The following is an 11,787-nucleotide window of genomic DNA, read 5'->3' on the forward strand; positions in this document are numbered from 1 at the left end:
AAAGGAAGATTGGTTTTTATAGTTGGTGTAATTAATCGATATAGAAACCAAATTACATAATAATAGCAAAAAACAAAGATTGATTTGGATAAATTTCTTTTTAGGCATATAAATAAAGGAATTTTACACAAAAGTGCCACCTTGGTTTAAACTAAAGAGAAGAAGCTTATTAAGTAATGATGAAATTTCTATTTTGATCCAATCTTTTGATTGTTGGATTTTTATTCATGTAGATTAAGTTTTATTAGCGACTAAAGCCTGTAAATTCGTTTCATTAAATCATATATGTCATGTCAAATATTCAACTGATTATCGAAGAGCGGGCAGCCAATATTGGCAATTTTATGGTAGGAAGACTTCTTCCTTTCCGCCAAAAAAGAATGTTGGGGCCGTTTTCATTTATTGATCACATGGGCCCTACCCAATTAAGTGAAAGGGATAATTTAGATGTATTGGCACATCCACACATAGGTTTATCCACCTTAACGTATTTGTTTGAAGGAAGTATGATGCATCGTGATTCCCTTGGATCAGCCTTGGAAATAAAACCAGGTGAGGTAAATTGGATGACAGCGGGGAAGGGGATTGTGCATTCGGAAAAGACTCCTGAATATTTACGTCATTCGGATAAGGTGTTACATGGTTTACAGATTTGGGTAGCATTGCCCAAAGAGTTGGAGCAAATGGAGCCCTCGTTTGTACATGTAGGAAAAGAGGAATTACCAACTTGGAATGAAGGAGAAACTCAATTTACCTTAATTGCCGGGAAAGCCTTTGGTCGAGCATCTGCTGTACCCGTTTATAGTCCTTTGTACATGATCGAGGTCAAGAGTAAGGAAAAAACCACGCTATCTTTAGGGGATCAACTTTTTGGAGAATCGGGCATTTATATTTTGGAAGGGGGCATTGAAGAAGATGGAAATACCTTTGGGCCAAAGCAATTGCTAGTTTCCCGGGACCATAGTTTATGCACTTTTACGATGGAGGCAAATACCACCATTTACATTTTTGGAGGAGAGCCTTTTCCCGAAGAGCGTTTTATTAATTGGAATTTTGTTTCAAGTGATAAATCTTTAATTGAAAAAGCCAAAGATGATTGGATAAATCAACGATTTGATAAAATAGCTGGAGAGGAAAATGAGTTTGTTCCTTATCCAAGTTTAACCAATAGATAAGTCATGGGAAAAATAACGTCGCATATAGGAAATACCCTTTATCAAGTAGAGATTCAAAGTGATTCTGGGAATCGAGTCGTTGCTGATGAACCTCATGAGCTAGGAGGAGGGAATGCCGGATTTTCCCCAGATGAGCTGCTGAGAGCGGCATTGGCCGCTTGTACTTCTGCCACCTTGCGCATGTATGCAGACCGTAAAGGTTGGGATTTACAAGGGGTAAATTTGGAATTGGATTTTGTTTGGGATAAGGATCTCAGCAAAACCACGATTCGTCGGGAAATACATATATCTGGAAATTTGGATGATGCTCAAAGAGAAAGACTTTTGGCTATTGCTAATTTATGTCCTATTCACAAAGTACTTAGTAATCCCATTGAAATCATTACGAACCTAAGATAAAAGCTAAATGCTGTGGCCAAAAATGTGACCTTGGTTTTCCCAAATCACCAAGGCTTGTTGGTTGTTCATAGCCTTTACGATGGGAAATCGACCCTGTCCTAATACTTGAGTGATTCCTGTTTTATTAGACTTTAGGAATATTTGACCCATATGGCTCCAAGCTATCCACTGGCCGGAGGCTAGTATGACCGTGGAGGCGTTTTTCCCAGGGCTTAGCAATTTCTCTTCTCCCTGTATTCCCGAAGTATATAGGTTTTCTGCTCTTCGCCAAACACTCACAATCTCTCCATCGGAGGTCATGTCTAGACTACCTCCATCCATGGGGCAGGCATTTAAAAGCCAAGTGCCCATTCCTAATTTTTGAGCCTGTCCATAGGATTTACCTCCATTGTTGGATTGAATCACATACATATCCCTAGCGCCTTGTAGCCAATTTCGAAACATGATGGCGATATGGTCATCTTTCATGATGATATTAGGTTGGCAGCATTCGCAGATGCTTGATTCAGGAGAGGTATACACTAATTGATTTTTCTGCCAAGTTTTACCTCCATCCAAGGAGGTGCTCGACATTAATTTATTTTTTTGATTGTTTCTTAAATCCAGCCAAATGACGGTGAATTGATGTTTTTTATTTGCTGCAATAGCATTAAATCCTTCTTTGGCGATGTCTGGAATATCATTTACACGATTTTTCATCCAGGCGCCTGTTTGGGTTTTTCTAAAGGAGTAGACATTTCCTGATTTATCAATCGCCGTTATAATGGTTTCGGATTCAGAGCTGGCAATTCTAGGCCCTCGCGATGCCCCTATATGTAATCCAACTAAAGAGTCAACTAAGCTAGGCTCTGAAAAATGCGCCCCTTGATCTGTGGAAAAGGAATAAAATAGCTTATTTTTTTGACCAAATACCAACTCAATTTTGCCTGAATTTCCTACACAAAAATCAGGTTGAATACCTTGGGTATTGAATAAAGAAGATTGAGCAAAAGCGATTGGACTAATTAACAGGCAAAATAGGAATTTGATCATTTTTTATACGAGTAGCGTTTGACAAAGAAAATCCATTTGTCGGAAATTCGCTAGAAATGCACTAAATGATTCATATTAATTTAATACTTTTAGAGCTTGAAAAATCACATAACTTCGCGCAAATCCTCCATCAACATGAGAAAAATTTATTTAGTGTTTGTCGGCCTATTGTTTTTTATTCCTGTCATAGGCCAGTCGATTGATAAAATCATCAACATCAAAGAAGTGGAGCGTATTGAGCGCTATTTAGCTTCCGATGAATTGGAGGGAAGGAAGCCATTTACCCCAGGCATTGAGAAGGCTGCACAATTTATCTCGGAGGAATTTGCCAAATCAAAATTAAAGAAGTGGGGGAATTCAAGCACTTATTTGCAAACTTTTCAGATGTATAAGCCAACATTAAAATCGATACAAGCTAGTTTAGACGGTGAGGCTATTGATAGTAAAAAAGTGGTGGTGATAGGAAAGGAAACCAAAACAATCATCCAAGAAAATACTTCTTATGCTCAAGCGAGGATAGCCAAAGGGGAAAATTTCTTTCAATCGGCCTACCGTTTTATATCCGGTAAAACACCTACCGTGGTATGGGTGGACGAGGATTTTGCTGCTTTGTTTGCTCGTTTGAATAATCGCAATATGTTGCGAGAGAATCAAGTGAACGTAGCCTTTATTTTGTCCAATAAAGCGGCTAGCCTGTATAAAATTGAAGTGGAGAATGAGATTACACCTATGCCATTAAGTAATGTGGTGGGAATTATTCCAGGTAAGTCCTTGGCAAATGAATATGTCATTTTCTCGGGTCATTATGACCATTTGGGGGTGATGCCTAACCGAGCCGTTAAAGGAGATTCCATTTATAATGGAGCCAATGACGATGCTGCCGGTACTACGGCTATGATGATGTTGGCCAAGTATTTCAAGAAATGGAATAAAAATGAGCGGACATTGATTTTTGCGGCATTCACGGCGGAAGAAAGTGGAGGCTTTGGAGCTACTTATTTTTCGGAACAGTTTGACCCAGCCGCAGTGAAAGCGATGTTCAATATGGAGATGATAGGTACAGAAAGTAAATGGGGCAAGAATAGTGCTTATATTACCGGATTTGAAAAAACAGATATGGGAGCTATTTTGCAAAAAAATCTAGAGGGAACAGGTTTTACTTTTCATCCAGATCCTTATACAGATCAAAATTTGTTTTATCGATCAGACAATGCCACCTTAGCTAGATTAGGTGTTCCTGCACATACTATTTCTACTTCTAAGATGGATAGTGAGCCTAATTACCATAAGCCCAGTGACCAGATTGAGACCTTGGATTTGGAAAATATGACAGCCATCATTAAGTCCATAGCTTTAAGTGCCCAAACCATCATTTCGGGTAAGGACACCCCTAGCCGAGTTGATACTTCCCTATTGAAATAAATCTGAAGATAGCCATACATGGAAATTATTCCCGTTAAGAATTATGCAGATTTGAGTGAAAAAGCCAGTGCGAGTATCATTCAATCAGTGAAAGAAAAACCCGATTTGTTATTTTGTGCAGCTACGGGAGGTTCCCCAACGGGTATGTATGCACAGATGCATCAAGCTCATGCTGCGGATCCATCCTTATTTTCTGCCATGCGCACCATTAAAATGGATGAATGGGGTATTATCCCTTCTGAGCATCCAGATTCCTGTGAAAGTTATTTAAAGAAACATCTATTGGGACCTTTGGAAATATCAGAAGATCGATATGTTAGTTTTGATACTCATGTGAAAGATTTTCAAGCTGAGTGTGATCGAGTGCAAGGCTATATTGAACAAGAGGGTCCTATGGATATTTGTATTTTAGGATTGGGGAAAAATGGGCATATTGCTTTTAATGAGCCAGGAGAATACTTGCAGGCTCCATTTCATAAGGCCATTTTGGCAGAATCAACCATTCAACATGATCCAGCTTTATCTCAAGGAGCAGAGCCTGCATTTGGTTTATGTGTGGGCATGGAGGGGATTTTACAAGCTAAAAAAATCATTTTTTTGATTACGGGAAAAGGGAAACAGGATGCGTATAAAACCATCATGGAGAAGAAAATTACGACGAGCTGTCCGGCTACTTTTTTGTGGATGCACCCAAACGTTGAGTGTTATGTAGATCAGGAGGCCATTTAACATCTTATAAAAATATTAATTCTCCCTTCGAGGAGAATCAACCTATTTAATATACTAGCACCATGGAAATTTTACAAGCCATAGGAGATTGGATCGTTGGATTTTTTGGATTTGACGATCTCATGGAATTTCTTGAGAACAAATCGTTTACTGATTTTTTGACCTATGATGGAATCAAGGTTTTGATTAGACCTTTATTTCCCATCACATTGGTGCTGGAACTGGCCCGAGGCTTATTATTCAAAAGTTTTGGTCTGGGAAATTACAAAATCCCATTTTTTAGCTATGTACTGAATGCCTTTATTGGCAGGTATTTATCTCTAGGGATGACGGCGATATGCATTGGATTTTTTGAACCCAAAGCTCTTTTTCAAGTTTCGTTTACTTGGTATTGGTTTATTTATGGATACATTGTTTGGGAGTTAGCCCATTTTATTTACCATTATTTAGCTCATAAAGTTCGATTGTTTTGGTGTTTGCATTCCACACATCACGCTCCTGAAAACATGAATTTAGCAGTTTCCTATGCCCACTTTTTCTTGGAGGGCCCTTATGCGGATATCATTCGAGCCAGTATTTGTATTTTGGCAGGACTACCTCCAGCGATGCTTTTTGCCATCATGTTTATTGATGGAACTTGGGGAGCATTCATACATATTGGGGATCATTTAGTCAAAAATGCGCGCATGGGGAAATTGGGGAATTTTATGTTGAGTCCAGCGCACCATCGCGTACATCATGCTCGAAATGTACAGTATATGGATACCAATTTTTGTAATTTATTGAATATCTGGGATCGAGTATTTAAAACATACCAACCTGAATTAGATGATGTGAAAGTGGAATATGGAATTACACGAGAGATGAAGCCCAATCATTTTTTGGATGCTTATTTTGGGGAATTGGTAGCCTTAGCTAAAGATGTTTATCATGCACCAGGGCTAGTGAATAAGTTCTTATACATTTTCATGCCACCAGGTTGGAGTCATACGGGCCTGCATAAAACAGCCGCTGCCATGAAGAAGGAGGCGGGGATAGGGTGATTTGAACTAAACTAATTTTGTTTAGTACGGAAAAATAAGGTGGGAATTGACATTAGGATATAAATCAGGCTGAATCCTAGAATGGCAAATTTTAAACCAGCCAACCAAAGTGTCAGGATATAAATAATGGATGCATGAAAGCCTTCTAGAGAAATAATCATTCCTGTATTTTCTGCTAGGTCACAAAAGAAAGCCAGCAGGATTGCATTTTTAAGTAAAATACCCATTTGCTGAACCAGTTTACTGCGGTGCCTATGAGCGAAAATGGAAAGGGTGAGTTGGAAGAAATAGGTGTAAATGGGGATATACAAAAAGTCGATGGCTATATTCCAACGTAACGTTTGGACATCCCAGCTAGTTACGATTTTTTGAAATAATTCTTCCGTTTGGGCAAATTCTAAGTGTACTATTCCCATCGGAGTAAAGCTGTTTTTTAGCGCCGCACCCTGCCATTGCATGAGGTAAGAAAAGCCTAGCAACAGAGCAAAACTGACGATCCATTTTTGATGTAGTTTCATGGGAATAGAATGTTGAAAGAGTCCATGTAAGTTTTACATACATGGACTCTTCTTTTCAGGTTTTATTTTAAAGTCTCCCGAATCTCGATGTTGGCTTGTCGGATTTTATCCTCCAACAACTTCATCACCTTTCGGTCATAGGTCATCAATCCATTTACTTCAATTTCCACATCAGTAGTTTGGGTATATACAGCTGCTGAATAACCAAAAGGAATAAGTTTTTTAAGCTTTTCAGCTAAGTCCACATAAGCCTTAGTTGCTTCTTCACTTGTTTTGTATTGCACATATCCCCAATTTCGATTTGCTTCCCAAAGGTGTTGGTCCAAGACTAAACCGATGCCTCCATATTCACCTAGCACGTTGACTCGCTTGGAATCAAATAATCCCATTTTAGGATCTGGGTAATTGTGCATATCCAACATATCGCCTACATCATAATGGTTACCACCACTGGCAGGATTGACCAAGCGAGATGGATCGTAGTTCTTGGTCCATTCCACCACCTCTGGCGTTTTAAATTGACCCCAAGCTTCATTGAAAGGCACCCAAACCACCACGCTGGGATTAGAAAAGGTTAAATCCATGATCTCTTTCCATTCTTTCATGAAGTTTTCTTCAGAGGCTTTGGAGCGGATTAATTCCTTGTCGTTGAAGTAGTTTCTGGTTACCCATTTAGGGTCTTTATCTCCACTGGGCATATCTTGCCAAACCAAAATCCCCTCACGATCGCAATGGGTATACCACCTGGCTGGTTCTACTTTCACGTGTTTACGAATCATATTATATCCAAAGTCTTTGGTTTTTTTGATGTCGAAAAGTAAGGCTTCGTCAGTAGGTGCCGTATATAGGCCATCTGGCCACCAGCCTTGATCCAATGGGCCCAATTGAAAGACATTTTTATTGTTCAACTGAAGGCGATGAATTCCATTGGCATCTATTTTCGTAGATATTTTACGCATTCCTACATAGCTTTTCAATTTATCTTTGGCCAGGCCATTGCGAAGAATGGAAATTTCTACGTCATATAGGAAAGGGGATTCTGGACTCCATAATTTGGCGTTGGGTATGGCAACTAAGACATCCTGACCTACGGCAGCTTTGCCAGATGAAATCACGCTTCCGTTATCCAAAACCTTTACTTCAATGATATCAGAAGGAATGCTACCTTCGGTTCTGGATTGAACACTGATATTTCCTCCATCGATGTTGGGTACGGTTTTTAATTGGCTAATGAAGGTAGATTCTACGGGTTCTAGCCAAACGGTTTGCCAAATACCTGTTACAGGAGTATACCAAATGCTCCTTGGGTTGTTTACTTGCTTGCCACGTGGCTGAAAGCCAAGATCACTCGGGTCCCATACTTTGACTACTACTTTTTGAGCTTTATCTTTTTGTAGAAAGGCGGTGATGTCAAAGCTAAAAGGAGCATATCCACCTTGGTGGCTTCCTACTTTGATATCATTGATCCATACATCTGCTTTCCAATCTACGGCACCAAAATGTAAGATAATGTTTTTATTTTTCCAGGTAGCAGGAACGGTAAATGTACGGTGATACCACAATTCTTTTTGATCACCCACCGTTTTTTGAACCCCTGATAGACTAGATTCTACCGCAAAAGGGACTAAAATTTTTCCATCAAATTGGCTAGGTATATTCCTACCTTTATTGATAATGGCATAATCCCAAAGGCCATTTAAATTTTGCCATTGGTCACGGACCATTTGTGGTCTTGGATATTCGGGGAGCGGGTTGTTTGGATCTACTTTTTCTGCCCAAGGGCTTTTGATTTTATTTCCTGCGGGTTTCCAGGTTTGAGCGTCCACAGAGAAAAGCTGCATAGCCAAGACAGCTACAAAAATTAGGTTTTTCATGTTAAGGTATAGATTTGAAAAACCTAAGTTATTAAAAAGCTGGTTTCTTTGTTTCTTGTTTAAAGATATTGAAAGGATTAATTCAATGTTGGTGTTCTGACCAAACCTTGGGCGTACAGCCCTCAATTTCTTTAAATGCCTGGAAAAAACTGTTTTTGGAGTTAAAACCTGCTTCTTTCATCAGGCCTTCTAGGGAATAGCGTTTCTCTTTATCTTTTAAAATAAGCTCTTTCACGTGTTCTATTCGGTATTTATTCTTAATGCTTGGGAATGGTGTATTGAGTATTTTGTTGAAACAAAAGGAAACATGATGTTGGGGAATATTTAATGTTACGACGATATCACGGATAGAAAAGCGAGGGTTAAGGTATGGCTTTTCAGTTTCAATGTAGTTTAAAATGATTTGCGAAAGTTCGTAAAACGAATCGTTTACTTCCAATTCTGACTTTTCTACACTTGTTTTTTTCTTTTTAGTTTGAATGAGCTCCAGTTCTTCTACTGTTAACTGAGGGATTCCATACAATACTCGGGGGAAGAGGAGAATCAACAAAGGCATCACAAAAGCGAACATGATTAATATTCGGTAATAGGGTAAATAATCATTTATATTCTGGAAGTCGTGCGCTGGACTAAATAGTACTACGAAATTGGATGAAAGAAGAATACTGGCGATGAAGGTGTTGAAGGACACAAAGATGATGAGCCATTGAAATTTGATACGTTTTTGTATCCCACAGGAATCCAAAGTATCTGTCTCAAGTGCTGATGCCGAGTTGATTAATAAGGTGATCATCATCCAAGCATAGTAGACATATAAAAAATTTTGAACAAAATCATTCACTAGACTGGGGGAAAATAGATGAATTTGGTTGGTGTAAAGTTCGCCGGGCTGGTTCAGTATTTGGGTTACCAAATCCAGTTTTTCATGATAAGGTTTTAGGAAATATGGAATTAAACCAATCAACATATACAGGCTTGGAAAAAGGTGCCAAATGTCATTTTTGGATAGACCTTCTTGATCATTTAGGGTGTTACGGACATATATATATGCTGCTGGTCCAATCAGAAAAAACAAGGGAGAAAGATGGCCATACAGCATGGCTAATAGCCAAGGCAATTGACTATCGTATGTGAATAAATAGTATTTTAAGCTGATTATTCCGATTAAAATTAAAAAACTGACAGGAAAATAATGCCTTTATTCTTCTTAATATTAAAATAGGCTATAATAATAGAGAAGAGTAGAGACAAAAATGGGAAGGTTAGGAACATTGATGCGGGTACATTACTAAACTAGATAATCTATTTGCTTTTTTGAACTCTTTCAAAAGCCCTATCTCATGAACCGATTTACAGAGAATTTGTTATTCGATAGGATGAAAATCATGCAAATGTTGCCTAGTAGTAAACGACGTTATATATTTAGAACGGAGTAATTTTTTATTGGGTTTATTTAGGTAAGCTTCTTTGGAGCTCGAATGGATTCATCCAATCCTTTGTCCTATTATTCAAAACTTGTACCTAATTTTTGAGTAGGGTCCTGTAGAAGATTTTTTTTTGCTATTTTTTTGAAATTCCTAGCCTAAGAATCCTATCATGTTGAAGGGCAGAAATTTGTCCAATCGTCAACTCAATTTTTATCCGAATAATAAATGAGTGAAGGAATATAATTAGTATCGAATTATTAAATTATACTAATTATCGAGTTTAAATTGAAACTTTTACAAGTTTTCGCCTACTTTTGGGCTATTGTTTTAAGAAGGAGAAGTTTAAAATTCAAATTTTCTAAAATGAATGTTTATAAGATTCTAATACAGGGTTTAATAAACACCTTATTGAGATTAAAGATAGTATACAATTATAGAACACAGGAATGCAAAAAGCCTATCGTTATTAGCGATAGGCTTTTTTATTCTTTAGTTTTTCGATTATAGTCCTTTTTGAAATATGTCTAAGGCTTCTTTATCATCATATTGATTTATCTTTTGCACTAATTGCTTTTTCAAATCGGCAATAATTTGCGCATTTTCTTTTTTATCATAGATGTTTTGCAAATTTTTGGGATCTTTTTTGATATCATATAATTCCCAGAAATCTTTAGGTCCATAAAAACGAACTAAAGTATATTGAGCCGTTCTTAATCCAAAGTGGGGATAGACATGGTGGGGTTGTGGGTATTCATAGTAATGATAATATGATTCATTCTTCCAGTTTTTACCTTGGCCTTTTAACACGGGTAGAAAAGATTTACCTTGAATTTCCGCAGGTACCTTTGTTTGAGCAATGTCCAGTATGGTAGGAGCCCAATCCACGTTAGATACTACTTGACTTACTTTAGTGCCGGGTTTGATGGCACCAGGATAACGAATCACAAAGGGCGTTTTTAAAGATTCCTCATATATAAAGCGTTTATCAAACCAGCCATGCTCTCCTAAATAGAAGCCCTGATCTGAAGTATAGACCACAACCGTATTTTTGGCTAATCCCGTTTTATCTAAGTATTCCAATAATTCGCCGATATTTCTATCGAGCGAGTTTGCCGTTGAAAGATAGTCTTTCATGTAGCGCTGGTATTTCCATTCTGCTAGGGCTTTGCCACTGAGTTTTTTCTCTTCAAACTCTTTACTGATTTTATTTTCATAATAGTCATAAAACGGAGGTCTTTGCTGAGGAGTAAAACGATTGAAATTTCCTCCATCTCCAGGGCCTTCATATTTACCATGGACTTTTAAATCCTGACTTAGAATCATGGTTTTGTCAATCGTCATGTCCTGATCCTCTGCTGCCAACCTTCCGGCATAATTATCATAAAATGTGTCTGGAATAGGGAAAGTCACGTTATCATACGCACCTAAATCAGGAATGTCGGGTAACCAAGAACGGTGGGTAGCTTTATGTCCAACCACCATAAAAAATGGTTTACTAGGATCTCGCTGGTTTAACCATTCTTTCGATAATTGAGTAATGACGTTGGTGACATAGCCTTCACGGCGGGTAGTTCTATTTTGACTATCTACAAAATCAGAATTGTAGTAACTACCATGTCCTGGAAGAATGTTCAAATAATCAAATCCATGAGGCAAGGTTCCTAAGTGCATTTTTCCCACCCAAGCGGTCTGATATCCGTTTTTTTGTAATTCTTCAGGAAAAACGGCTTGTTCTATGTCAAATTTCTTTTCGTTGAACTTATACCCATTTTTATGACTGAATTTTCCTGTTAATAAGGTGGCCCTACTTGGCCCACAAATAGAATTAGTTACCACGTTGTTATACAGGATGGCCCCTTCTCTGGCAATGCGATCAATGTTGGGTGTCTTAGCCAATTTACTTCCGTAGGCACTTATAGCTTGGGAAGTATGATCATCCGAAATAATGAAAATGATGTTGGGTTTTTGTTTTGCTTGTCCCAAACTATAAAAGCTAATCAGGAGTAGAATAAGTAATTTTTTCATACGCTTTGTTTCAATACGGGTAGTGTTTATTATTTAAGGGAATAGGTCATAGCGAACTATCTGGTTATTTTACAGTTTTGTATAGGTAAAATACTGATTTTTTTCATTTAATTTGGTTAGACTCTCGTGGCTGAGTCCTCATT

Annotated in this window: 10 protein-coding genes; 5 read left to right on the plus strand and 5 right to left on the minus strand. The window is 38.0% G+C overall.

Annotation, left to right across the window (positions count from 1 at the left end; genetic code table 11):
* Positions 1-290: 290 nt before the first annotated feature.
* Positions 291-1,175, plus strand: coding sequence for a pirin family protein (locus U0R11_RS06340; protein WP_406750669.1), 885 nt, complete (start codon positions 291-293; stop codon positions 1,173-1,175).
* A 3-nt stretch (positions 1,176-1,178) separates the two neighbouring features.
* The gene (locus U0R11_RS06345; RefSeq protein ID WP_406750671.1) at positions 1,179-1,574 is read left to right on the plus strand and encodes an OsmC family protein; all 396 of its coding nucleotides are present in this window, start codon (positions 1,179-1,181) and stop codon (positions 1,572-1,574) included.
* A gap of 3 nt (positions 1,575-1,577) precedes the next feature.
* On the opposite strand, the gene U0R11_RS06350 is transcribed toward U0R11_RS06345, so the two are convergent.
* A complete protein-coding gene (locus tag U0R11_RS06350) occupies positions 1,578-2,606 on the minus strand; it encodes an exo-alpha-sialidase (RefSeq protein ID WP_406750673.1) in 1,029 nt (342 codons plus the stop codon).
* Positions 2,607-2,741: 135 nt separating this feature from the next.
* Between U0R11_RS06350 and U0R11_RS06355 the strand changes: the two genes are divergently transcribed.
* The 3 genes from U0R11_RS06355 (at position 2,742) to U0R11_RS06365 (ending at position 5,800) form a co-directional block, all read left to right on the plus strand.
* A complete protein-coding gene (locus U0R11_RS06355) occupies positions 2,742-4,028 on the plus strand; it encodes a M20/M25/M40 family metallo-hydrolase (protein WP_406750674.1) in 1,287 nt (428 codons plus the stop codon).
* Between the two features lie 18 nt (positions 4,029-4,046).
* Positions 4,047-4,757, plus strand: coding sequence for a 6-phosphogluconolactonase (locus U0R11_RS06360; protein ID WP_406750676.1), 711 nt, complete (start codon positions 4,047-4,049; stop codon positions 4,755-4,757).
* A gap of 62 nt (positions 4,758-4,819) precedes the next feature.
* Positions 4,820-5,800 carry a sterol desaturase family protein gene (locus tag U0R11_RS06365; RefSeq protein ID WP_406750677.1) on the plus strand — a complete coding sequence of 327 codons (981 nt, stop codon included), beginning with the start codon at positions 4,820-4,822 and terminating at the stop codon, positions 5,798-5,800.
* Between the two features lie 11 nt (positions 5,801-5,811).
* On the opposite strand, the gene U0R11_RS06370 is transcribed toward U0R11_RS06365, so the two are convergent.
* The 4 genes from U0R11_RS06370 to U0R11_RS06385 all read right to left on the minus strand — a co-directional run bounded on the left by U0R11_RS06370 (position 5,812) and on the right by U0R11_RS06385 (position 11,644).
* Positions 5,812-6,318, minus strand: a complete 507-nt coding sequence (locus tag U0R11_RS06370; RefSeq protein WP_406750679.1) for a hypothetical protein — start codon at positions 6,316-6,318, stop codon at positions 5,812-5,814.
* Between the two features lie 62 nt (positions 6,319-6,380).
* Positions 6,381-8,192, minus strand: coding sequence for a glycoside hydrolase family 2 protein (locus U0R11_RS06375; RefSeq protein WP_406750681.1), 1,812 nt, complete (start codon positions 8,190-8,192; stop codon positions 6,381-6,383).
* Between the two features lie 82 nt (positions 8,193-8,274).
* Positions 8,275-9,291, minus strand: coding sequence for an AraC family transcriptional regulator (locus U0R11_RS06380; RefSeq protein ID WP_406750682.1), 1,017 nt, complete (start codon positions 9,289-9,291; stop codon positions 8,275-8,277).
* Positions 9,292-10,120: 829 nt separating this feature from the next.
* Complete coding sequence (locus U0R11_RS06385; protein WP_406750683.1) at positions 10,121-11,644, minus strand: sulfatase family protein; 1,524 nt, start codon at positions 11,642-11,644, stop codon at positions 10,121-10,123.
* Positions 11,645-11,787 lie beyond the last annotated feature (143 nt).

Origin of the sequence: Aquirufa salirivi (assembly GCF_045310485.1) — a bacterium.
Lineage (GTDB): Bacteria > Bacteroidota > Bacteroidia > Cytophagales > Spirosomataceae > Aquirufa > Aquirufa salirivi.

What these genes read in the sequence shown, in the direction of transcription:
- U0R11_RS06340 (WP_406750669.1), top strand. Translation starts at nt 291, where the DNA reads ATGTCAAATATTCAACTGATTATCGAAGAGCGGGCAGCCAATATTGGC.
- U0R11_RS06345 (WP_406750671.1), top strand. Translation starts at nt 1,179, where the DNA reads ATGGGAAAAATAACGTCGCATATAGGAAATACCCTTTATCAAGTAGAG.
- U0R11_RS06350 (WP_406750673.1), bottom strand. Translation starts at nt 2,606, where the DNA reads ATGATCAAATTCCTATTTTGCCTGTTAATTAGTCCAATCGCTTTTGCT.
- U0R11_RS06355 (WP_406750674.1), top strand. Translation starts at nt 2,742, where the DNA reads ATGAGAAAAATTTATTTAGTGTTTGTCGGCCTATTGTTTTTTATTCCT.
- U0R11_RS06360 (WP_406750676.1), top strand. Translation starts at nt 4,047, where the DNA reads ATGGAAATTATTCCCGTTAAGAATTATGCAGATTTGAGTGAAAAAGCC.
- U0R11_RS06365 (WP_406750677.1), top strand. Translation starts at nt 4,820, where the DNA reads ATGGAAATTTTACAAGCCATAGGAGATTGGATCGTTGGATTTTTTGGA.
- U0R11_RS06370 (WP_406750679.1), bottom strand. Translation starts at nt 6,318, where the DNA reads ATGAAACTACATCAAAAATGGATCGTCAGTTTTGCTCTGTTGCTAGGC.
- U0R11_RS06375 (WP_406750681.1), bottom strand. Translation starts at nt 8,192, where the DNA reads ATGAAAAACCTAATTTTTGTAGCTGTCTTGGCTATGCAGCTTTTCTCT.
- U0R11_RS06380 (WP_406750682.1), bottom strand. Translation starts at nt 9,291, where the DNA reads ATGCTGTATGGCCATCTTTCTCCCTTGTTTTTTCTGATTGGACCAGCA.
- U0R11_RS06385 (WP_406750683.1), bottom strand. Translation starts at nt 11,644, where the DNA reads ATGAAAAAATTACTTATTCTACTCCTGATTAGCTTTTATAGTTTGGGA.